This window comes from Ruegeria sp. BC6 (assembly GCF_056539185.1).
Genome location: NZ_JBQFUM010000001.1, coordinates 842,055 through 863,680 on the forward strand (window position 1 = coordinate 842,055; position 21,626 = coordinate 863,680).

Consider the following 21,626-nt stretch of genomic DNA (forward strand, 5'->3'; position numbering starts at 1 on the left):
AACCGGCGTCAGCCGGGACCAAAGCAAAGGGGGCCTCGCGGCCCCCTTTTCAATTTGATAACGCCATCACCGATCAGTTCGGGATCAGGTCCGGCACGATGGTGACGATCGACGGGAAGAACCACAGGATTCCGATGCCCACCACCTGGATCAGCACGAAGGGGATGATTCCGCGATAGATATGGCCCGTCGTCACCTCTTTCGGCGCCACGCCGCGCAGATAGAATAGCGCGAAGCCAAATGGCGGCGTCAAGAACGAGGTCTGCAGGTTCACCGCCACCATGATCGTCACCCATTTCGGATCGAACGACCCGCCATAGATCACCGGACCCACGATCGGGATCACGATGTAGATGATCTCGAGGAAATCCAGCACAAAGCCCAGGATGAACAGCACCAGCATCACGATCAGGAAGACCGTGAACTCGTTGTCAAAGCTCTTGAGGAACTGCTGGATGTAGTGTTCCCCGCCGAACGAGATCACCACCAGGTTCAGCAGCTGCGAGCCGATCAGGATGGTGAAGACCATCGAGGTCACCTTAGCGGTTTCCCGCACCACCGGTGTCAGAACACCGCTGGCATACAGCACCCAGCAGGCGAACAGCAGGCCGAACAGCGCATAGAGGTAAGTGGCATAGGCCAGGATGAACGCAATCCAGGTCTCGACGCTTACATCGCCTTGGTTCACGCGGAGGTCAAAGTTGACACCCAGCAGAAGGCAAATGATGACGGCGAAGGTGGACCAGATGATCACTTTGCCCGACCGCCCCTGATCCTGCAGTTTGCGATAGGCCGCCAGCATGATGGCCCCGCCTGCCCCCAGCGCTGCGGCCGGAGTCGGGTTGGTCACACCACCCAGGATCGATCCCAGAACCGCGATGATCAGAACCAGCGGCGGGAATACCACGCGGATCAGATCATTGGTCGCACAGCGCGCCGCCGCTTCCTTGCAGCCATACATGGCAAGCCCGAAAGGCAGCGCCAACAGCAGGAAGGTGGCCCCCGACGAGGTGGTCGGCGCAATCAGCAGAACATCGACCAGCAGCATCAGGATCAGTCCGATAGCACCCACGATCAGCGGCTGCGGCGATTGCGAAGGCGCAATGCCGCGGCCCAGAACCAGCGTCAGACCCAGCAGTACGACCATGACCGCAACACCGGTGCCGATCGGGGCGGCAGCCGCAATCTTGGCTTCACGGGCCGAGGCCAGTTCTTCCTCGCTCAGCCGTTGCGCCTCGGTTGCGCCGCCGGCAGCATCGATGGCTTCCTGCTCGGCCACGGCCTTGTCCCAGGCCGCCTGACCATGCAGGTCGATCATCGAGGCCTTGCACTCCTCGGACACATTGGTGCGCAACGAGGCCGCCTCACCGATGTCCGAGAAGCCGGAAACGGTGATGTTCTGGCTGCCAATGACACCGGCGCTGCCCAGCAGAACCGCGCCCACGATCAGTGCGACCGGGGCACCCAGCAGCCAAGTCAGGCCTTCCGAGCGGGTGATGGTCTCGCCGCTGCCGCCTGACAGTTCGACCGCAGGTGCCTTGTGCGGGTTGAGCAGCGCGTAGCCAAAGGCATAAAGCGCATAGAGCAGCGCCAGCATGATCCCCGGCAGCAGCGCCGCCTGGAACAGCGTCCCCACCGAAACCACGGCAGGCTCACCCAGATAGGTCAGCGCGTCGGTACAGCCCGCTTCGACTGCGCGGGTCTCCTGCGCCGTCGAATACAGGTCACCCGCCAGCGTGCCCAGCAGAACGATCACGATAGAGGGCGGAATGATCTGCCCCAGCGTGCCCGAGGCCGCGATCACACCCGTCGCCAGCTCTGGCGAGTAGTTGTTGCGCAGCATGGTCGGCAGGGCCAGCAGGCCCATCGTCACCACGGTCGCGCCCACGATACCGGTCGAGGCCGCAAGGAATGCCCCCACAACCACGATCGACACCGCCAGACCACCCGGCAGCGGGCCAAAGACGCGCGCCATCGTGGTCAGCAGATCGTTGGCGATTTTCGAGCGTTCCAGCGTGATACCCATCAACACGAACATCAGCACCGCAAGCAGAGTCTCGATCGACTGACCGGCCAGAACCCGTTCGTTGATGCGGTTCACGATGAAGGACACGTTGCGGTCCAACGCAGTTTCCCAGCCCTGAACAAAGACCGGCTCGGCGATCCTTGGCAGGTCCGGGTATCGGAACACGGATATCACATCGGGTTTCACACCCGAATTCACGATGTCCCGATAGGCTTGCGAGCTTGTGTCGATCGCCTGGTGGATCAGCAACCCGGCGCTGTCCAGCGCCGCGATGATCCCGAATGAGATGATGCCGGCACCGCCGATGGCAAACGCCACCGGAAAGCCGCTGAGAATCCCGCCAAACAGGCAGAGGAATACGATAATGAGGCCTATCTCGACGCCATCAAGTCCGAATAGCATTGTCTTGGTCTCCGTCCTTAATGTGTGCCTTCGTAGGCTTCTTCACCCTCGCCAAGGCTGTCCTTGTCGAGGTATTTTCCAGCGCTTTCCGGGCCTTCGACATATTCGAGATAGGACCGGTAGAAGAACGCGATCGCGTGCAGGAACACCATCGCGGCAAAGGCCACAAGCAGGATCTTGAACAGGAAGTAGGCATTGAAGCCGTTGGGGCTGAAGCCGATGGTTTCTACGTTCCAGCGCAGCGCGCGGGATTTCATCACCAGCCGGTCCAGCGTGTCGCTGGCCGAGGGCTTCGGCACGATCAGGTGACGCCACATGAAGTACCAGCCATACATCCAGGTCAGCACGGCGATGGGCATCATGAAAAGGATCGAGCCCAGCATGTCGACCACGCGCTTGGCCCGGTGTGAAATGCCGGCATAAACGAGGTCCACGCGGACGTGGCCGCCCTGCACGAAGGTGTAGGTGCAGCACAGGCAGACGACGAGCGCGTTGTACAGCTTCAGCTCTTCGGCGTACCAGCTGATATCCATCTGGAACGGGATACCCAGACCAAACGCCATGTCAGGCCGCGCGAACACGCGCTGCATGAATACGATGACGATTTGCTGGATCACCATCAGCAGGCCCGCCCAGGCAAAGAAACGCCCGGTCGTGTTGGCGAACCCTTCCAAAACGCGCACCATGCCCCACATGAAGCCACGGAAGTAAAGCCCGATCGCGGTCAGCACGAGGAAGATCGTGAAGACCACGAAAAAGAACTCGACCGACCCGCCGTAGTAGACAAAGCGCATGATTGCTTCTTTGTCCGACCAGTTCAGCCACAGCTGCGGATGCGTGATGGCGTATCCGAAATTATAGAAGGCTTCGGCGATGCTCTGAACGAACCAGACCAGTCCGTTCCACAGGGCGCCGAAGAACGAGATACCGTTTTCGTCCTGCATAATGTCCCCAGGTCCCGTTGGTTGCGACGCTGATTATAGCGGAAAACCGTGCGATCCGCGCATCTGCAACAGGAAAGGCTTCCCCGCACGTGGCGGGGAAACCGTTTGATTGCCAGACGGCCAGTTAGCCCAGAACGCGGTCGCGCTGCGCGGTGTAGACGCCCGACGACATGTTCAGCCACGACGACGAAGCTTTCATCGATGCCATCGCGCTGTCGTGGATCTTCTTGAACAGCTCGTCGCTCATGTTCTCGGCCAGAACTTCCTGGCTGGCTTGTCCGAAGGCATCCCAGACACTGTCGGGGAATTCCATGACCTTCACGCCACCGGCCTGCAGACGCTGCAGCGCCGCGCCGTTGTTGGCCAGGAACTGTGCCAGGTTCCACTGGTGCGCTTCGGCGGCAGCGATCTCGATGATCTTTTGATGCGCCGGCGAGAGGCTTTCGAACACGTCGCGGTTAGTGGCCAGCGACAGGCCTGCGCCCGGCTCGTGGAAACCGGCGGTGTAGTAGATCTTGGTGATCTCCTGGAAACCGGCCTTTTCGTCGGCCCAGGGACCGATCCACTCGGTGCCGTCGATGGCACCCGAGGACAGCGCCTGATACACTTCCGAACCCGGAATGTTCTGAACCGATGCGCCCAGCTTGCCCAGCGCCTTGCCGCCCAGACCCGGCATACGGAACTTCAGGCCGTTGAAGTCTTCGGGGCTGTTGATCTCTTTCGAGTACCAGCCGCCGGCCTGCGCACCGGTGTTGCCTGCCAGGAACGATTTCAGGCCGAAGATCTGGCCCAGTTCGTCATGCAGCTCCATGCCGCCATCGAAATAGTACCAGTTCACCAGTTCCTGCGCGGTCATTCCGAACGGAACGGCGGTGAAGAACGCATAGCCCGGGTGCTGACCGACAAAGTAATAGTCAGCGGCGTGATACATGTCAGCCTGACCCGACGAGACCGCGTCGAACACTTCGAACGCGCCCACCAGTTCGCCCGCTGCCTTGATGTCGACGGTCAGGTTGCCGTCGGACATTGCTGTGATGCTGTCGGCGCAACGCTGCGCGCTGTCGAACACGCCAGCCAGACCGCGGCCCCACGAGGTAACCATGGTCAGCGTGCGCTTACCCTGCGCATAGGCAGGTGCCGCCAGTGCGGTTGCCGCTGCGGCCGAGCCGCCCAGTGCCGATGTCTTTAGAAACTTACGACGATCCATAAGAGTATTCCTCCCCTTCATAGTCACGACTCGGGCAGCGCCCGAGCCAGTCGTTTACGGTAGCGTCACCCTAATGATGGCCGTTTGAAAAGGAATACCTATTACTACGTAGATCAGATGGTTTTTTCTGCGGAACGCGCAATTCCCGGGCTCATTTCGACCCGCAAACCGCGAGTTCCGGGCGTTCCGAGCGCCGGAATGCCCAATCTCTTTGCAATTTCATCCCCGCTTGCGTATCGATTCGACCATGGGGAAACTCCGCGCTCTGCTTTCACTGACCTACGCTCAGAAGCTGTCGCTGGTGGCGGCCATTCCGCTGGTCGTAGCCGTGGCCGCAATCGCGGTCATGGTGGCCTACGAATCCCGCGCGACTGCTGAACGCGAGATCAAGGCGTTGGAGCGTCGGCTGATCGAGGCCAAGAAGGAAGAGCTGCGCAATTACGTGACACAGGCCCGAAACGGGTTCGCATACATCTACGGACGCGCGTCTCCGGATGACGAGGTCGCCCAAAATCTGGTGACCCAGATCCTGTCGGCGATGATTTACGGAAAGGACGGGTTCTTCTTCGTATATGATTATGACGGCAACAACCTTGTCAGCCCGCGCCAGACCGAGTTCATCAATCAGAACTGGGAAGGCCTGACGGACAGCGAGGGTGTTCCGGTCGTCGACGAGTTCATCCGCTTGGCCCGGCAGGGTGCCGGATGGCACAGTTTCATGTGGCAGAAGCCCTCGACCGGCGAAGAGGCGATGATGATCGCTTATGTCGTCGGCCTGCAGGATTGGCGTTGGGCCGTGGGAACCGGTGTATTCATCGACGACATCGTGGCCACCGTTGCAAATGCCCGCGCCGAGGTCGAAGCGCGGGTGCAACGCACGTTCCTGTATATCGGCGGTATCGTTCTGGCGGCGGTTCTGATCGTCTTCGCCTCGGGGATGCTGTTGAACATCCGCGAACGCCGGCTTGCGGATGCCAAGCTGAAGGAACTGACCAAGCGGGTCATCGACGCGCAGGAGGAAGAGCGCGGCCGCGTGGCGCGTGAACTGCATGACGGGATCAGCCAGATCCTGGTCGGGGTGCGCTATGCGCTGGACAATGCCCGGCGGCGCCTGTCCAAGGGCGATGATGACGGCGCACGTGCGCCGCTGGACAAGGGCATCGACAACTTGGGCACCGCGATTACCGAAGTGCGTCGCATCAGTCGCGACCTGCGGCCCGGAGTTCTGGATGACTTGGGCCTTGGCCCGGCCCTGAAGGCGCTGACCGATGATTTCCGCGAACGGACCGGGATCGAGACCGAGTTCTCGACCGTCGTGTTCCGCAATCGTCTGGACCAGGACAGCAAGATTGCCCTCTACCGTATCGCGCAAGAGGCGCTGACGAATATCGAACGCCATTCTGGCGCAACCCGCGTCACGATCGACCTGCGCGGCCACAAGAAGGGCGCGACCATGCGCATCACCGACAACGGCCGTGGCCTTCGGTCACGACCGGGCCGGGTCAGCACCGGGATCGGGCTGCGCAACATGCAAGAGCGCATAGAACAGCTTGACGGGTCCCTGCGTATCCTGTCATCACGCGGCGCACAAAGTGGTACAGTGATCGAAGTCAGCCTGCCGCTGAGCCACCTGTTGCCGCCGCAGGAAGACGCGACACCCAAAGGAAAGGCCGGTTCCTGATGACCGAAACGATCCGAGTCCTTATCGTCGACGATCACCCCATGGTCGCCGAGGGCATCCAGTCGATCCTCGAGAGTTTTGACGACATCAAGGTCGTCGGCACGTTGGGCAATGGCCGTGACGCGGTGGATCAGGCCGCGCGCCTGCAGCCCGATGTCATCCTGATGGATCTGAACATGCCGGGGCTCGGGGGGCTCAGCGCCACTGAACTGATCCTCGAACGGTTGCCCGACACCCGCATTCTCATTCTGTCGATGCATGACAGCCCGGAATACATCTCGACCGCATTGAGCCACGGGGCCAAGGGCTATGTTCTCAAGGATGTGCCGACTGACGAAATCAAGCAGGCCATAGACGCGGTCATGCGTGGAGAGCGCTATTTGTGCACCGGGGCGATCGGATCGCTGGAACCGAAAGAGGATGCGGCGCGCGAAGCGCTCACCGGGCGTGAACAGACGATCCTTCTGGAATTGGCGCAGGGCAAGTCGAACAAGGAAGTCGCGCTGGCGCTGGATATCTCGGTTCGCACGGTCGAAACCCATCGCAAAAACATCAAGCGCAAGCTGGGCATCTCATCAACTGCCGGCCTGACCCGATACGCGCTGGAACATGGCGTTTTGCAAGGAACCGGCGTGGCCTTCTGACGGCCGCGCCATCAGCGCACCTTCCGCGCTTCAACGGATTCCTTCGCCGAAAAAGATCAGCGTGCCGTCCTCATCCAGAACGTGAAACTCTCGCTGTTGATATGGCTGATCAAATGGCGCACGAACCCGCCCTTCGGGGAGTTCTTCGAGTTTGGGACGCAGGCTTTCGAACAAATCGTCAATATCCTCGACATCGATATAGAAGGATTGCTCGTGGCCCAGCGGCAAGCCATCCGCGCGCGGCGGGCATTCCAGCAGGCGAATTGCAACCGGGGCAAGCCTGAGAAAAGCATAGTTGTCTTGCGTGAACCCACACGCGAAACCCAGACGATCGCAGTAGAATGCAATTTGCCGGCTCAGCGAGGAACACAGGACGAAAGGGGTCAGCTGAAGAATACGTGGCACCTTGCACTCCCTGGCAGGATCTGACTGCTCCACCCTAGCACGGGTCAGTCCAGAAGCTCATCGTTTCGCAACCCCTCCCTGTCGCGATGGCACGGCAGTACACGGCCATAGAGCTGCCGAGTACGCTCGACCCCGCCACACATGCCTTCGGCCTCGACAAAGGAGAATATCCCCACGTAGCGCGGCCGTGCACCCGACACCGGCGCCACGCGATGCAAGGAATAGCGCCCCCGAAAGATCTGCAGATCACCGGGATTGAGCTCCAACTGGCGTACCATTCCCATATTGCCGTCTAGAACCGAGGCCACCTTGTCAAAGTTCTCCTCCTCAGCGGTGCGCAGGTTCGGCGCGTATTCAAAGGCGCCGCCTTGCTCGCCATTCTGGATCGCCAGAGTAACCGTGTAGTTGTTCGTGTCGAAATGCCACGGAAAGCCCTGCCCCTCTTCGACCACGTTGATGATCACATCCGCCAATGGATCATCGTAGCGAAAGAACCGATCCGCGGGTTCATTCAGCGCTTCGCGGATGAAGGGCAGAAATCCTTCGAACTCGTAGATTCTGCGCAGGGGACTGTTAGACGGGAAATTGTCGGCCGGAACAAAGGCGTTCGACCGGTCATAGAACCGACGGATCGGGTGGGCGATACCAAAGCGGGGATCGTCCTTGGTGAAATAGGCGTTGGTCCGGTTGAAACTGCGATGCGCGCTCGGCGCGACGGCTTCGGCTTCGGTCAGCAACTGACCCAACCCGTCTTCGTGGACAAATCCGGGCAAAACTGCGCAACCATCCTTGTCGAGGTCACGACGAATGTCATCGATCAACCGATCATAGGCCGCCGAATTCGGACGATCGATCGGATAGCGCCCGAGGTCCACCAGATCCACCAGCATGCCGTCCTCCCTGACTTGTTCGCAGCCCCAGCCTGACCCAGCCCGGACCCCGCATCATGCCCGTTTCAGACATCGCTCTGACGCATTCTGACCTCGACCAACGCTGGGAACTCGGCAAAACCCGGCCAGTATTTCCGGAAATTTCTCCACATGCGGCAATCTGCGCAACAAAATGTCGCAAAATTCGACATCAGAGTCAGGAAATTGGCCAGATTGCCTGTTGACGCCCCTTCGCGCCGCCCATAATGTCTGCCCCACGCAAAAAGGAGCCTCTGGCGATGAGAACGCTAGTCGTAATCGTAGGAACCACGCGCATGGGCCGGTAACGGTAAGCCATAATCGAACCCATGCGCCTCCGAAACTTCGGGGGCTTTTTTTTGTCAAACGCAAGACACATGTCGCGAACGGAGCAAAGCAGATGACACGTGAGATGACCGGCGCAAAGATGGTGGTCCAGGCCCTCAAGGATCAGGGCGTGGACACGGTATTCGGATACCCCGGCGGCGCTGTGCTACCGATCTATGACGAGATCTTTCTGCAAAATGACATCCGTCACATCCTGGTTCGGCATGAACAGGGCGCGATACATGCCGCCGAGGGCTACGCCCGTTCAACCGGCAAACCCGGTGTCGCACTGGTGACCTCGGGGCCCGGCGCGACCAACGCGGTGACCGGCCTGACCGACGCGCTTCTGGATTCGATCCCGATCGTGGTTCTGACCGGTCAGGTGCCGACGTTCATGATCGGCTCGGATGCGTTCCAAGAGGCAGACACGGTGGGCATCACCCGGCCCTGCACCAAGCACAATTGGCTGGTCAAAGACACCAACTCGTTGGCGGAAACCATGCACGAGGCGTTTCATGTCGCCACCGCGGGCCGTCCCGGTCCTGTGTTGATCGACATCCCCAAAGACGTTCAGTTTGCCACCGGCAAATACAACGCGCCGAAACCATCGACCTCGCATTATCAACCGGCGCTCAAGGGCGACATCGAAGAGATCACCGAACTGGTCGCCGCCATCGAAACCGCCAAGCGGCCCGTGTTCTACACCGGCGGCGGCGTGATCAACTCAGGCCCCGCTGCCAGCCAACTGCTGCGCGAGCTGGTCGACGCGACCGGGTTCCCCATCACCTCGACCCTGATGGGCCTGGGCGCCTATCCGGCATCGGGCAAGAACTGGGTCGGGATGCTGGGCATGCACGGTCTGTACGAGGCGAACATGGCCATGCATGACTGTGATCTGATGATCAATGTCGGCGCCAGGTTCGACGATCGGATCACGGGGCGTATCGACGCCTTCTCGCCCAAGTCGAAAAAGGCGCATATCGACATCGACCCGTCCTCGATCAACAAGGTGATCCGGGTGGACATCCCCATCGTGGGGGACGTGGCGCATGTTCTGGAAGACGTGCTGAAGGTCTGGAAGGCGCGTGGTCGCAAAACCAACACCGAAGCGATCGTCAAGTGGCAGGCCCAGATCTCGGACTGGCGCAAGGTCAACTGCCTTGCCTACACCAACAGCGAAAAGGCGATAAAACCCCAATACGCGCTGGAACGGCTCGAGGCGCTGACCAAGGACCACGATCGCTATGTCTGTACCGAGGTGGGCCAGCACCAGATGTGGGCCGCGCAATTCCTTGGGTTCGAAGACCCCAACCGTTGGATGACCTCGGGCGGGCTGGGCACCATGGGCTATGGCTTCCCGGCTTCGATCGGGGTGCAGATGGCACACCCGGACGCGCTGGTGATCAACGTCGCGGGCGAGGCCAGTTGGCTGATGAACATGCAGGAGATGGGCACCGCCGTCCAATACCGCCTGCCGGTGAAACAGTTTATCCTGAACAACGAACGCCTGGGCATGGTGCGCCAGTGGCAGGAACTGCTGCACGGCGAACGCTACTCGCATTCGTGGTCCGAGGCCCTGCCCGATTTCGTCAAGCTGGCCGAGGCCTTCGGGGCCAAGGGGATCATCTGCAAAGACCCCGCCGATCTGGATGACGCGATCATGGAGATGATCAATTACGACGGTCCGGTGATCTTTGACTGTCTGGTGGAAAAGCACGAGAACTGCTTCCCCATGATCCCGTCGGGCAAGGCCCATAACGAGATGCTGCTGGGCGAGGCCGAAACGAAGGGTGTCATTCAGGCTGGCGGCGCGGTGCTGGTTTGATATTGCTTGCGGACACAGGGCCACGCTGTTGGCCCTGATGGACGCACACAGGATAGGACGGAACATGCCCGGCATCCCCACTCAGACATCTCCACGCGAGAACCTGCAGATTTTTGCGGGGCGTCGCGGCTGGCAGTTGGGCATTCTTGTCCCTGCGCTGGTGCTTGGGGTCTTTGTCATCTGGCTCGGCCTCAGCTGGAGCGAGATCGCGGCCAATGGCAGCGCCGGCTTTCCGATCGACTTTCGGGTCTTCTGGGCCGCCGGACGTCTGGCCCATCTGGGTGAGCCTCTGTCGGCTTTCAGTGTCGACAGCCTGACCGCCATGCACAACGTCATCAAGGAAGATGACTGGATGCCCTGGTCTTACCCGCCGGCGTTTCTTGCAACGCTGCAACCCTTGGGCGCCCTTCCCTTCCCCATTGCCTGGCTGGTCTTCTCGATCGCGTCGATCGTCGCGATGATATTCGCCGCCCGGCCGTTCGCGGAAGGCATCACACCGGTCTGGTTCGCATTTGCGCTGCCACCCGCGATATTGCCGACCCTGTTCATGGGGCAGACCGCAGCCCTGTGGATGGCCGGTTTGCTGGCGGCACTTGCAGCGCTCAAGAACCAACGTTTGGTACTTGCCGGCTTTTTTATCGGCCTTCTGACGCTCAAACCTCAGCTGGGCATCCTGATCCCCTTTGCTTTGCTGGCGTGCCGGGCGTGGCCGACCATCATTTCGGCCGGCGTCACGACCCTGGTTATCTCGGGATTGGCGACCGCGCTCTACGGTCCGGAATACTGGCTGGAAATGCGCAACATGATGGCGGTCCACTTTTCGGTGGTGCGTGAAACCATCGTCGAAAACAATCTGATGCTTAGCCCCTATTCGACGCTCGCCAGCTTTGGGCTGCCCGAGCCTGTCGCCTTGGCCGTTCAGTGGACGATCACAGCCTGCGCGGCCATCATGGTCACGATCACATGGCGCAGCCCCCGGATCGGTTTTGACCTGCGAGCCGCGGTGCTGGCGCTGGCGGTTATGCTGTCCACCCCATACCTGTGGTTCTACGAATCTGCTCTGATCTCCGCTGCGGGACTATTCCTCTTGCGCGCAGGTGTATTGACGAACAGCCCATGGGGCCTGGCGCTGGCCGGAGCGATGTGGCTGGGTGCCGCCCCCGCTTTCTTCGCCTTTCTGTTCCGCGGCGAGGCCGACATCTCGATCCGCCTGCTTTTTGCACCGCTTTTGTATCTTTCCTGTCTGGTTTGCATCGGTGCCGTTGTTCAACGGCTGCGGGCGCCAGACTATTCCTCTGCCAACGATGAGGTCTTCCAATGACTGCACTCAAGATCCGAAAAGGTTCCACCCGCCACTCGGCTTACAACCTGCGCCCGACCTTCTCGGACGTGCAGGAACGCCACACGATTGCTGTTTTGGTCGAAAACGAACCGGGGGTTCTAGCCCGGGTCATCGGGCTGTTCTCGGGGCGCGGCTACAACATCGAAAGCCTGACCGTGGCCGAGGTTGACCATACCGGACACCTCAGCCGCATCACGATCGTCACCACCGGTACACCGCAGGTGATCGAACAGATCAAGGCTCAGCTGGGCCGTATCGTCCCGGTGCATGACGTGCATGACCTGACAGTCGAAGGCCCTTCGGTCGAACGGGAACTGGCGATCATCAAGGTCGTTGGCGAAGGCGACAAGCGGGTCGAAGCGTTGCGCCTTGCCGACATTTTCCGGGCCAATGTCGTGGACAGCACGTTGAATTCGTTCATCTTCGAAATCACCGGCGCGCCGGACAAGATCGATGCATTCGCCGACCTGATGCGCCCGCTGGGCTCTGTCGAGGTTGCACGAACAGGTGTCGCGGCCCTGCTGCGCGGCAACTGATTTTTCGCGAACCCATCAAAACGCCCCGTCGCCCTCGTTGACGGGGCGTTTTGCGTTGTCGGATCGTTTCCTGCAGGTGCGCAACTGAGCACTGACAGGAAAAAGACCATACAAATGGGCTTAATGCCTATTGCGTTCGCGCCTGAGCGCGTTACGCTTGGACCAGAACAAGCAAACTGCGTGTTCCATGGGGTCAATTTTACGATTTCTTGACTGGCGACCGGCCTTTCTGGCCGCTCCGGTCGTGTTTCCCGAACCGTTGCAAACCAGAGTGAGACATGGCCGTAGACACTCGCACGCCCGCCGAGCTGCGCAGCATGCTGGGGGCGAATCTCAGGCAACTTGCCGACCGCTATCCTTCGGTCGCCGAACTGTGCAGACAGCTGGGTGTCAACCGCACGCAGTTCAACCGGTATCTTTCTGGCGAGAGTTTTCCACGCCCGGACGTTCTGGACCGGATCTGCCGGTTCTTTGACGTGGACGCCCGCATTCTGCTGAAACCGCTTGAGGAAATCCCCGCGCCCCGGCGCTGTGACCTGCCCGAAAGCGTGGTCCAGTTCCTTCGGCCCGGACTGGCAGCCTTGACCGAGGACACGTTTCCAAGCGGCGTCTATCTTGTGACGCAACATGGCGGCGAAGCCGATCCACGCGCCCATCATTGGCTGGTTCAAACCCGGCACCTGCATCAGTGTGCTGTCCTGCGCGGCTTCCTGCCGCCGGCCATGGCCGGTACGCGTTCCGCCACGGGCCGTGAACTTCGTGGCTTCGCCGCCTGCGCCGGACCCAATATCTACGCAGTCTTGTCGCGCGAGGCTGGTCGTGACAGCAAGACGATGGTGATCCGCAAGGACATGACCGATGGCAACGGCGTCTGGATCGGTTCGTGCATGGAGCACTCTGCGGCTACTCCGCACATCTACAGATTGGAAATCCGCCATCTGGGCCACGATTTCCGGGCAACGCTGGAGGCAGCAAGACTTGCGCGCCGGACATAGGAAACCGCCCAAACTCCCGTGCATGTCGTTGTGAGAAAAGCCGGAGTCGCAGAAGTGTAAGCGAGGGCTGGCCCCGGATGCCTAGGCTGGTGGAGAAGCGAGGAGAACCAGATGGCCAGCACCCCAACCGAACTGTCGGCTGTTCGTCAGAGCATTGAAACCGCTCTGGGCCTGCCCAACGCACATTATACGGACCCTGCCCTGCACGCCGAAGAAACTCGCGCCCTGCTGCTGGATGGCTGGGCCGGTCTCGCGGTCACCGCCGATGTCCCCGAGCCCGGTGACGCGGTTCCGCTGGAGTTCATGGGTATTCCGCTCCTGTTGCTGCGTGACCGTTCCGGTACGGTCCGTGTGTTTCAGAATATCTGCCGTCACCGCGGCATGATCCTGGTCGGAGAGCCCCGCAAGATCGAAGGCGCCATTCGCTGCCCCTATCACAGCTGGTGCTATTCCACCGAAGGCCGGCTGGTCGCCACGCCGCATGTGGGCGGCCCGGGCCAGAACGCACATGACGCGGTCAGCAAATCGGAACTCGGCCTGATCGAGGTGCGCAGCCATATCTGGCGCGACGTGGTTTGGATCAACGTCTCGGGCGACGCGCCGACGTTCGAGGATGCCAACGCCAGGCTGATCGAGCGTTGGGCCGAGTTCGACAAGCCGCTGTACCACGGCGGCCCGGAAAGTTCCTTTCGGTTGGACGTCAATTGCAACTGGAAGCTGGCGGTCGAGAACTACTGTGAAAGCTATCACCTGCCGTGGGTGCATCCCGGGTTGAACAGTTACTCGCGGCTTGAGGATCACTATCACATCCAGGAGCCCGGCCTTTATTCAGGTCAGGGAACCTTGGTCTATCGGCAACTGAAAACTGAGGACGGTCGGGTTTTTCCCGATTTCGAAGGTCTCAGCGAGAAATGGGACACCGCAGCCGAATACATTGCCGCCTTCCCCAACGTGCTGCTGGGCGTGCACCGGGACCACGCCTTCGCCATCATTCTGCGGCCCGAGGCCCAGAACCGGACCTCGGAGCACATCCACCTGTTCTATTCGGCGCCGGATACCGATGCGGATCTGCGCGCCCGCAATGCCGAGCAGTGGAAAGTGGTCTTTGAAGAGGATGTGTTCGTCGTCGAAGGGATGCAGCGTGGCCGCGCGGCGCCGGGGTTTGACGGCGGTCATTTCTCGCCGGCGATGGACGGGCCGACCCATCTGTTCCACGACTGGGTGGCGCAGCGATTGATGGCACATCGCAACGAACTGGCCGCTGAATGACCGACCTGCACACCCGCCTTCTGCAGGCGCATGCGGCGGGTGACATCACGGCTTTGGCTGAATTGTACGAATTGGCCGCCGCCAGCCAGCAGGACGACGACGCCCGGAGCTTTTTTCTGACCCACGCCTATGTCCATGCGCTTGAAGCCAACCTGCCCGGCGCGGGACGTCTGCGTCAGATGCTGGTCGACATGGGCCGCGAAGTGCCCGATTCCTGACCCCGAGAACCTAGGCTTGGGCCGCTTCGACAACCGGCGCTGCCGCTGCGTCGTCTTCGGTGATCTGCCGATACAGGTGCCAGCTGGCATGGCCGAACAGAGGCAACACGATCAGCAATCCCAAAAACCAGGGCACCATGGCGACAAAGGTCGTGACCGCAATGAAGGCACCCCAGCCCAGCATGACCCGCTTGTTCACGCTGACATATGCATAGCTCGAGATCATGGCGGTGACGAAGTCGAGTTCCCGGTCCAGCAGCATCGGGATCGACAACACGGTGATCATGTAAAGCAGGATGGCAAAGATCGCGCCTACAGCAGTGCCGACAGCCAGCATGGCCAGACCGTTGGGTGTCAGAAACACCTCAAGCGATGACGACACGTTTGTCATTGTCGACAGCCCCATGAACAGCGCAAAGATCATGTGGCCGAGAAAGAACCAGAACAGAAACATCACGACGATGATCGCGCAGATCGACGGCAACTGACGGCGGCTCTGCTGGATCACGACACCGAAGATGGCGCCATAGTCCAAAGGCTCATTCCGCTCGAGCCGGTGCGACACCTCGTACAAACCCACGGCGGCGAACGGTCCGATCAGCGGAAAGCCGATGGCAGCCAGCACCAGCCAGAACGAGGTGCCCGTTTGCACGGTTACCCAGGCCATCAACCACCCGATCAGAACGTAGAAGCCGCCGAACAGCAGGCCAAAGACCGGTGCGCGGCGATAATCCTGCCAGGCGCGATGCAGAGCCGTGCGCAACATGCCGATATCCGCCGGTTTCAGCGTTGGCACTCCGAATGGCTTTTCCATGTTCCGTTTCTCCTCCCCTTGCCCTCAGGCCATGGCCGGGCGTTTTTGCGGCCAATGCGTCACGGCATGATAGGCGGCCCCCAAAGCCAACAGTTGCGCGTCGCTGCCGCGCGGCCCGAACAGTTGCATTCCCATCGGCAGCCCTCCGGGGCCAAACCCCGCCGGTATCGAAAGGCAGGGCAGACCAATCAGGCTGACCGGTGTGACCACCTGCATCCAACGATGATAGGTGTCCATCGCGACCCCACCAATGCTGCGCGGATACGGCTGATCCACAGGGAACGGCCACACCTGAGCTGCCGGCAACACCAGCGCATCATACTCCGCAAACAGTTCAACCGCCCGACGGTACCAATCCGAACGGATGACGCTGGCTGCGTGGACCTCCATCGCCGTCAGGGCCAGACCCCGCTCCAACTCCCATTGCGCGGTGTCCTTCAGGACGTCTTTCCGGTCGGCCAAGGGCAGCAGACTTGCTGCTACGCTCCACGACCGCAGGGTGATCCAGCTGTTCCACAGGCGTTCGGCATCGAAGGGCGGCGGTACGTCCTCGACGGTTGCGCCAAGTCCCTCAAAAATCGCCAACTCGTTGCTGCATTGGGTCAAAATCCCTTCCTCAGTCGGGAATGCGCCGCCCCAATCGCCCAGCCATCCGATCCGCATCCCCTCCAGGCTTTCGACAGACAATGGGGTGACGGGTTCGCAGAGAACGCTCAAAGGCTGCCTCGGATCGGGGCCAGAGATCACATCCAGCAATAGTCCGATATCCTGCGGGCTGCGGGCCATCGGTCCCAAGGTCGAGAGCTGGTGCAGGAACAAATCACCCTGTGGTTCCGAGGGAACCCGGCCCCAGCTGGGCCGGAAACCGTACACGTTGTTCCACGCGGCCGGATTGCGCAGGCTGCCCATCATGTCCGACCCATCCGCCAGCGCGACCATCCCAGTGGCCAAGGCCACCGCTGCGCCACCCGACGACCCACCGCAGGATCGGGCCGGATCGTATGGGTTCCGGGTTGCGCCATAGACCGGATTGAAGGTGTGCGAGCCCAACCCGAACTCCGGTGTGTTCGTCTTTCCGATCAGGATAGCCCCGGCAGCCCGCAACCGTGCTGCGATCAGGTCGTCGACGGCTGGGACGTGATTGCGAAAAACCGGCGACCCCTGGGTCGACGCGATGCCAGCCACATTGACCAGGTCTTTGACGGCAATCGGAAGCCCATGAAGCGGCCCGCGGCCCGACTTTTCGTCGGCGGCCCGGGCTTGTGCCATAAGCACATCCTCGTCCTGCAGCGCGACGATTGCATTGACCTGCCCGTTCACCTGGGCAATCCGGTCGAGCGTCGCGCGCATCAACTCAGCGGCTGACAAATGCCCTGTCGCGAGTTTCTCGAGAAGATCAGCGGCTGAAGTATCGCTTAGGTTCATGGGGTTACGTCCGGGCTTTGCTTGCGCTCAGCCTAGCGACCCCATGTGTGCATTTAAACCCGGTGTTTTGGATATATCTTTTCCACGCAGTTCAACTGCGCGGCATCAGTCGTCCGACTGCGCCTCGGCCCGGCTTTTGCCCGAGACCTTGAGGGCCAGAGTGGCTGCCATGAATGCATCCAGATCACCGTCCAGGACCCCTTTGGTGTCCGACGTCTCGTAGCTGGTGCGCAGGTCTTTGACCATCTGATAGGGCTGCAGGACATAGGACCGGATCTGGTTGCCCCAGCCGGCATCGCCCTTGGCTTCGTGCGCGGCGTTGATCTCGGCGTTGCGGCGGTCCAGTTCCATCTGGTACAGGCGCGATTTCAGCGCCTTCATGGCGATGTCGCGGTTCTGGTGCTGCGATTTTTCCGAACTGGTCACCACGATGCCGGTCGGGATGTGGGTGATCCGCACCGCCGAGTCGGTGGTGTTGACGTGCTGACCGCCCGCCCCCGAGGACCGGTAGGTATCGACGCGGATATCGGCCGGGTTCACTTCGATCTCGATATTGTCGTCCACCACCGGATAGACCCAGACCGAGCTGAACGACGTGTGCCGCTTGGCCGCCGAGTCATAGGGCGAGATGCGGACCAGCCGGTGCACGCCGCTTTCGGACTTCAGCCAACCATAGGCGTTATGGCCCGAGATCTTGTAGGCCGCCGACTTGATCCCGGCCTCTTCGCCCGGAGTTTCCGACTGCAGCTCGACCTTGTAGCCCTTTTTCTCGGCCCAGCGGACATACATCCGCGCCAGCATCGAGGCCCAGTCGCAGCTTTCGGTGCCCCCGGCGCCCGCGTTGATTTCAAGGAAGGTGTCGTTGGCGTCGGCCTCGCCGTCCAGAAGCGCCTCGAGCTCTTTTTCGGCCGCCTTGTCGCGCAGTTTCTTCAGGGCCTCTTCGGCATCCTTGACGACCTCTTCGTCGCCCTCCATCTCGCCCAGTTCGATCAGTTCGATGTTGTCGTTCAGATCAGTCTTGATCGACTCGTAGGTCTCGATCGCATCGACCAGAACCTGCCGTTCGCGCATCAGCTTCTGCGCGTTTTCGGGGTTGTCCCACAGGTTGGGATCCTCGACGCGGGCGTTGAACTCCTCCAGCCGGTGCGGCGCGGTTTCATAGTCCATACGCTGGGCCAGCAGCTCCAGCGATTTTTGGATCTCGGCCACGATGTTCTGGATTTCGGCGCGCATGGTCAGGTCCCAACTTGCTCAATCAGGCCTGCGTGATAGCAAGAGGTTCAGGCCACCACAAGATGACCCGAAAGGCAAATGCAGCACGGACCGGAGCAGTTCCTGAAGAAATGGCATCTGGCCGACCCGCGGCTGGTGGTGGATACCGGCGCGGCGCGTGTCTGGCGGGCCAAACGTGAGGACGGGTCTGAAGTCGCGCTCAAACTCTATCGCCGTGCCGATCGGGGCAACGAGGCGCCGGGATGCCGCCTGCTGGCTGCCTGGCGCAACCGGGGCGCCGTCGCGATCCTGGCCGAGGGCCGCCGGGCGGTCATGATGGAGTGGCTCGAGGGTCCGACCCTCGGCGATCTTGCACGGGCAGGCAACGTGGCCGACGCCCTGACACTACTGGCTGAAACGGCGCGGAACCTGCATGCTGATCCGATTGTCGAAGTGAGCGGGCTGAGGCCTTTGGAGCAAGTGTTTGCACCGCTTTTCGACGTCGGATTTGCCGATCAATGTACGCGGCCCCTGCAAACCGATATGCGGCGCGCCATAGCTTTGGCTCAGGATTTGCTGCAGACGCAGCCCGTGCATCTCCCCCTGCATGGAGACCTGCACCCCGACAATGTCATCCTGACTGCGTCCGGCCCGCGCGTGGTCGATGCCAAGGGTTATGTCGGAGATCCGGCGTTCGAACTGGCAAATGCGCTGCGGCACCCGAAAGGCATGCCGGACCTTGTGCGCGAAGTCGGGCAGATTTCCGCGTGCCTGAATCTGTACGCCGCGGCGATGAATGTTTCGCGGGCGCGTCTGGCCCGATGGGCGGCGGCCAAATGCGCCCTGTCCATATGCTGGCGGTCCGGCGGATCGGTCGAGAGTGACCCGGAGGCCGATCTGCTGCGCCTGTTTCTAAGCGCTGCAGATCAGTAAAGTCCGCCGCCCTGAAGATCGCCCTGGCTGGCCTTGGGCCCCACGATGATGGTCTGCCCGGTCGAGGTCTGGACCTGGCGCCCGCCATTGGTCACTTCTTCGAACAACGGCAGATCGGACCCCATCGCAAAACCACCGTCATAGACACGGTCGATGAACCCGTCGACGCCATCACGGAAATACTCGGCCACCACATAGTCACCCGATGCGTCATCCGGCAGACGGGCACCGCTGAAACGGTCGATCTTGATGAACTGCCCACCCGGCGGGACTTCGAACGGACCGCCACCGTATTTCTCGACGGCCTTTTCCATAAAGCTCTGGAAGACCGGGCCGCACAGCGTACCGCCGTAAGCACCCCGCCCCATCGGGCGCGGGCGATCATACCCGATGTAGCACCCGGCAACGATGTTCGAGGTGAAGCCGATGAACCAGGCGTCCTTGGATTCGTTGGTCGTACCGGTCTTGCCAGCCGTCGGAACCGGCAGATTGACCACACGAGACGCGGTGCCGCGATCAACCACGCCCTTCATCATCGACGTCAGCTGATAAGCCGTGATTGCATCCATCACCTGCTCTCGGTCGGTCACGATCGTGGGTGAGGCATCGGGCTCCAGCCAGCTGGAATTGCAATCCAGGCACTGCCGGTCATCATGCCGATAGATCGTTTTGCCGAACCGGTCCTGGATCCGGTCGACCAGAGTCGGTTCGACCCGCTCGCCGCCGTTGGCGAACATCGCATAGGCCGCCACCATCTTGTAGAGCGTCGTCTCCTCGGCCCCCAGCGCATTGGCCAGGTAGGGACCCATGTTGTCATACACACCGAACCGCTCCGCGTATCCCGCAACCACCGGCATCGAAACCTCTTGCGCCAGTCGGATGGTCATCAGGTTTCGCGACTGCTCGATCCCGGTGCGCAGGGGCGTCGGCCCGTAGAATTTGTTGGTCGAGTTCTTCGGGGTCCACAAGCCCTGCGGTGTGTTCACCTCGATCGGGGCGTCTACGACGATGGTCGCTGGGCTGTAGCCACTGTCCAGTGCTGCCGCATAGACGAAAGGCTTGAAGGCCGATCCCGGTTGGCGCTGCGCCTGGGTTGCCCGGTTGAACACCGAGTCCTGGTACGAGAACCCGCCCTGCATCGCCAGAACGCGGCCCGAGTTCACATCCATCGCCACGAAGCCGCCTTGGACCTCGGGAACTTGACGGGCGGACCACTGGCCCTCTTCCCCGGCGACGACCAGGATCACGTCGCCGCGTTTGAAGTTTGCCTTGAAGTCACCCTGCATCCATTTGATGTCGCTGCGCGGGATGATGCCGTCAGCCGGACCGTTCTCGATCCCCACCGTCAACTGCTGATCGGCCACATCCAGCACCACCGCGGGGTACCATTGCGTGGGCAGCACCACGTCGCGCGGAATTTCCATGATCGCCAGAGCTTCGCGCCACTGCGCTTCGTCTGCCAGTTTTTCCTCGGGGATGGTTTCACCCGTGCCGCGCCACTTGCCGCGCGACTGGTCATATTTCTGAAGCGCCTCGCGCAGGGCGCGTGCGGCTTCAACCTGCATCTCCTCGTCAACCGAGGCCCGGACGGTGAAACCACCGGTAAAGAACTCACCCTCGCCGAAGTCCTCGCTCAGCTGGCGGCGGATTTCGTCGGTGAAATAGTCGCGCGGTGGCAGTGCGGTGCGGAAGCTTTCGAAATCACCGTTCTGAACCGAACGCAGCGGTTGCGCCACTTCAGTCTCATAGGTTGCCTGATCGATATATCCGTTCTGATACATCTCGCGCAGCACGTAGTTGCGGCGATCCAACAGACGCTGTTTCTGGCGCACCGGGTGATAGTCCGAAGGCGCCTTGGGCATCGCAGCCAGCGTCGCGGCCTCATGCGGGGCCAGTTCCTGCAAAGTCTTGTTGAAATACGTCTGCGCAGCGGCGGTCACGCCGTAGGAGTTTTGGCCAAGGAAGATCTCGTTGAGATACAGCTCAAGGATCTGTTCCTTGTTCAGCGTTTTTTCCAACCTGGTCGCGAGAATGATTTCCTGAATCTTGCGTTCAACCCGCCGGTCGCCGGACAGCAGGAAGTTCTTCATCACCTGCTGGGTGATGGTCGACGCGCCGCGCAGGGTCTCGCCCTTGGACTGGACCGCTTCGATCCCGGCTGCGATGATCCCGCGCGGGTCGTACCCCTGATGTGAATAGAAGTTCTTGTCTTCCGCCGAGATAAACGCGTGCTTCACGAGGTCCGGGATTTCCTCGGACGGGGTGAACAGACGGCGCTCCTGCGCGAATTCGTCGATCAGTTGACCCTTGCCCGAATAGATACGGCTGATGGTGGGCGGTTTGTACTGGGCCAGCGACTCGTGGCTGGGCAGGTCGCGGCCATACATCCAGAAGACCGCGCCAATCACCAGCGCGACCATGAAAATACCCAAGGTGACGAGGCTGAAAACCGCCCCGAAAATCGAAAGAATGAACCGGATCACGTTGCTGCCTTTTGTTCGCGGTGACGCCTA

General features: G+C 61.0%; 18 protein-coding genes. 9 read left to right on the forward strand and 9 right to left on the reverse strand.

The annotated features are described in order from the left end of the window. Positions 1–73: 73 nt before the first annotated feature. The 3 genes from ACR0MM_RS04185 to ACR0MM_RS04195 all read right to left on the reverse strand — a co-directional run bounded on the left by ACR0MM_RS04185 (position 74) and on the right by ACR0MM_RS04195 (position 4,579). Positions 74–2,428, reverse strand: coding sequence for a TRAP transporter large permease (locus ACR0MM_RS04185; protein WP_170366234.1), 2,355 nt, complete (start codon positions 2,426–2,428; stop codon positions 74–76). 17 nt (positions 2,429–2,445) lie between these two features. Next, positions 2,446–3,372, reverse strand: a complete 927-nt coding sequence (locus ACR0MM_RS04190; protein ID WP_170338177.1) for a TRAP transporter small permease subunit — start codon at positions 3,370–3,372, stop codon at positions 2,446–2,448. A gap of 124 nt (positions 3,373–3,496) precedes the next feature. Continuing rightward, on the reverse strand, positions 3,497–4,579 hold the full coding sequence (locus ACR0MM_RS04195) for a TRAP transporter substrate-binding protein (RefSeq protein ID WP_093962346.1): 1,083 nt from the start codon (positions 4,577–4,579) through the stop codon (positions 3,497–3,499). Positions 4,580–4,826: 247 nt separating this feature from the next. Here ACR0MM_RS04195 and ACR0MM_RS04200 point away from each other — a divergent pair, with 247 nt between their 5' ends. Together ACR0MM_RS04200 and ACR0MM_RS04205 are read left to right on the forward strand one after the other, a co-directional pair. After that, complete coding sequence (locus ACR0MM_RS04200; RefSeq protein WP_480694585.1) at positions 4,827–6,260, forward strand: cache domain-containing protein; 1,434 nt, start codon at positions 4,827–4,829, stop codon at positions 6,258–6,260. Further along, positions 6,260–6,904 carry a response regulator transcription factor gene (locus tag ACR0MM_RS04205; RefSeq protein WP_170338171.1) on the forward strand — a complete coding sequence of 215 codons (645 nt, stop codon included), beginning with the start codon at positions 6,260–6,262 and terminating at the stop codon, positions 6,902–6,904. The genes ACR0MM_RS04200 and ACR0MM_RS04205 overlap by 1 nt, the downstream gene beginning before the upstream one ends. 30 nt (positions 6,905–6,934) lie before the next feature. On the opposite strand, the gene ACR0MM_RS04210 is transcribed toward ACR0MM_RS04205, so the two are convergent. Both ACR0MM_RS04210 and ACR0MM_RS04215 read right to left on the reverse strand, forming a co-directional pair. Continuing rightward, on the reverse strand, positions 6,935–7,309 hold the full coding sequence (locus ACR0MM_RS04210; protein ID WP_480694587.1) for a bleomycin resistance protein: 375 nt from the start codon (positions 7,307–7,309) through the stop codon (positions 6,935–6,937). A 44-nt stretch (positions 7,310–7,353) separates the two neighbouring features. Beyond that, positions 7,354–8,199 (reverse strand): HalD/BesD family halogenase, encoded by an 846-nt coding sequence (locus ACR0MM_RS04215; protein WP_480694589.1) that lies wholly within the window; start codon positions 8,197–8,199, stop codon positions 7,354–7,356. A 418-nt stretch (positions 8,200–8,617) separates the two neighbouring features. On the opposite strand from ACR0MM_RS04215, the gene ACR0MM_RS04220 reads away from it, so the two are divergent. The 6 genes from ACR0MM_RS04220 (at position 8,618) to ACR0MM_RS04245 (ending at position 14,729) form a co-directional block, all read left to right on the forward strand. After that, on the forward strand, positions 8,618–10,369 hold the full coding sequence (locus tag ACR0MM_RS04220) for an acetolactate synthase 3 large subunit (protein WP_480694591.1): 1,752 nt from the start codon (positions 8,618–8,620) through the stop codon (positions 10,367–10,369). 64 nt (positions 10,370–10,433) lie between these two features. Next, positions 10,434–11,690 (forward strand): glycosyltransferase family 87 protein, encoded by a 1,257-nt coding sequence (locus ACR0MM_RS04225; RefSeq protein ID WP_170443027.1) that lies wholly within the window; start codon positions 10,434–10,436, stop codon positions 11,688–11,690. Next, a complete protein-coding gene (ilvN, locus tag ACR0MM_RS04230) occupies positions 11,687–12,247 on the forward strand; it encodes an acetolactate synthase small subunit (protein WP_093962354.1) in 561 nt (186 codons plus the stop codon). Before ACR0MM_RS04225 ends, ilvN begins: the two co-directional genes overlap by 4 nt. 278 nt (positions 12,248–12,525) lie before the next feature. Then, positions 12,526–13,242, forward strand: a complete 717-nt coding sequence (locus ACR0MM_RS04235) for a helix-turn-helix domain-containing protein (RefSeq protein ID WP_254429924.1) — start codon at positions 12,526–12,528, stop codon at positions 13,240–13,242. A 111-nt stretch (positions 13,243–13,353) separates the two neighbouring features. Beyond that, on the forward strand, positions 13,354–14,511 hold the full coding sequence (locus ACR0MM_RS04240) for an aromatic ring-hydroxylating oxygenase subunit alpha (RefSeq protein ID WP_170528837.1): 1,158 nt from the start codon (positions 13,354–13,356) through the stop codon (positions 14,509–14,511). Beyond that, entirely contained in the window at positions 14,508–14,729 is a 222-nt protein-coding gene (locus ACR0MM_RS04245) for a hypothetical protein (protein ID WP_170338672.1), read from the forward strand. Before ACR0MM_RS04240 ends, ACR0MM_RS04245 begins: the two co-directional genes overlap by 4 nt. Before the next feature lie 10 nt (positions 14,730–14,739). Here ACR0MM_RS04245 and ACR0MM_RS04250 read toward each other — a convergent pair whose 3' ends face one another. The 3 genes from ACR0MM_RS04250 to prfB all read right to left on the reverse strand — a co-directional run bounded on the left by ACR0MM_RS04250 (position 14,740) and on the right by prfB (position 18,201). Continuing rightward, positions 14,740–15,543 (reverse strand): DUF2189 domain-containing protein, encoded by an 804-nt coding sequence (locus ACR0MM_RS04250; protein WP_480694594.1) that lies wholly within the window; start codon positions 15,541–15,543, stop codon positions 14,740–14,742. Between the two features lie 24 nt (positions 15,544–15,567). Then, positions 15,568–16,968: an amidase gene (locus ACR0MM_RS04255; protein ID WP_480694596.1), complete on the reverse strand. Its 1,401-nt coding sequence runs from the start codon at positions 16,966–16,968 to the stop codon at positions 15,568–15,570. Positions 16,969–17,073: 105 nt separating this feature from the next. Further along, positions 17,074–18,201 (reverse strand): peptide chain release factor 2, encoded by a 1,128-nt coding sequence (gene prfB / locus ACR0MM_RS04260; protein ID WP_170338666.1) that lies wholly within the window; start codon positions 18,199–18,201, stop codon positions 17,074–17,076. Between the two features lie 78 nt (positions 18,202–18,279). On the opposite strand from prfB, the gene ACR0MM_RS04265 reads away from it, so the two are divergent. Continuing rightward, positions 18,280–19,113, forward strand: coding sequence for an aminoglycoside phosphotransferase family protein (locus ACR0MM_RS04265; RefSeq protein ID WP_480694598.1), 834 nt, complete (start codon positions 18,280–18,282; stop codon positions 19,111–19,113). Here ACR0MM_RS04265 and ACR0MM_RS04270 read toward each other — a convergent pair. After that, the gene (locus tag ACR0MM_RS04270) at positions 19,107–21,596 is read right to left on the reverse strand and encodes a penicillin-binding protein 1A (protein ID WP_170363263.1); all 2,490 of its coding nucleotides are present in this window, start codon (positions 21,594–21,596) and stop codon (positions 19,107–19,109) included. The genes ACR0MM_RS04265 and ACR0MM_RS04270 overlap by 7 nt on opposite strands. Positions 21,597–21,626: the final 30 nt, after the last annotated feature.

Bases quoted from the DNA above. Each gene is read 5' to 3' on its own strand.
- ACR0MM_RS04200 (WP_480694585.1), top strand. From the start codon at position 4,827: ATGGGGAAACTCCGCGCTCTGCTTTCACTGACCTACGCTCAGAAGCTG.
- ACR0MM_RS04220 (WP_480694591.1), top strand. From the start codon at position 8,618: ATGACACGTGAGATGACCGGCGCAAAGATGGTGGTCCAGGCCCTCAAG.
- ACR0MM_RS04255 (WP_480694596.1), bottom strand. From the start codon at position 16,968: ATGAACCTAAGCGATACTTCAGCCGCTGATCTTCTCGAGAAACTCGCG.
- ACR0MM_RS04225 (WP_170443027.1), top strand. From the start codon at position 10,434: ATGCCCGGCATCCCCACTCAGACATCTCCACGCGAGAACCTGCAGATT.
- ACR0MM_RS04215 (WP_480694589.1), bottom strand. From the start codon at position 8,199: ATGCTGGTGGATCTGGTGGACCTCGGGCGCTATCCGATCGATCGTCCG.
- ACR0MM_RS04250 (WP_480694594.1), bottom strand. From the start codon at position 15,543: ATGGAAAAGCCATTCGGAGTGCCAACGCTGAAACCGGCGGATATCGGC.
- ACR0MM_RS04195 (WP_093962346.1), bottom strand. From the start codon at position 4,579: ATGGATCGTCGTAAGTTTCTAAAGACATCGGCACTGGGCGGCTCGGCC.
- ACR0MM_RS04265 (WP_480694598.1), top strand. From the start codon at position 18,280: ATGCAGCACGGACCGGAGCAGTTCCTGAAGAAATGGCATCTGGCCGAC.
- prfB (WP_170338666.1), bottom strand. From the start codon at position 18,201: ATGCGCGCCGAAATCCAGAACATCGTGGCCGAGATCCAAAAATCGCTG.
- ACR0MM_RS04235 (WP_254429924.1), top strand. From the start codon at position 12,526: ATGGCCGTAGACACTCGCACGCCCGCCGAGCTGCGCAGCATGCTGGGG.
- ACR0MM_RS04185 (WP_170366234.1), bottom strand. From the start codon at position 2,428: ATGCTATTCGGACTTGATGGCGTCGAGATAGGCCTCATTATCGTATTC.
- ACR0MM_RS04245 (WP_170338672.1), top strand. From the start codon at position 14,508: ATGACCGACCTGCACACCCGCCTTCTGCAGGCGCATGCGGCGGGTGAC.
- ACR0MM_RS04240 (WP_170528837.1), top strand. From the start codon at position 13,354: ATGGCCAGCACCCCAACCGAACTGTCGGCTGTTCGTCAGAGCATTGAA.
- ilvN (WP_093962354.1), top strand. From the start codon at position 11,687: ATGACTGCACTCAAGATCCGAAAAGGTTCCACCCGCCACTCGGCTTAC.
- ACR0MM_RS04190 (WP_170338177.1), bottom strand. From the start codon at position 3,372: ATGCAGGACGAAAACGGTATCTCGTTCTTCGGCGCCCTGTGGAACGGA.
- ACR0MM_RS04205 (WP_170338171.1), top strand. From the start codon at position 6,260: ATGACCGAAACGATCCGAGTCCTTATCGTCGACGATCACCCCATGGTC.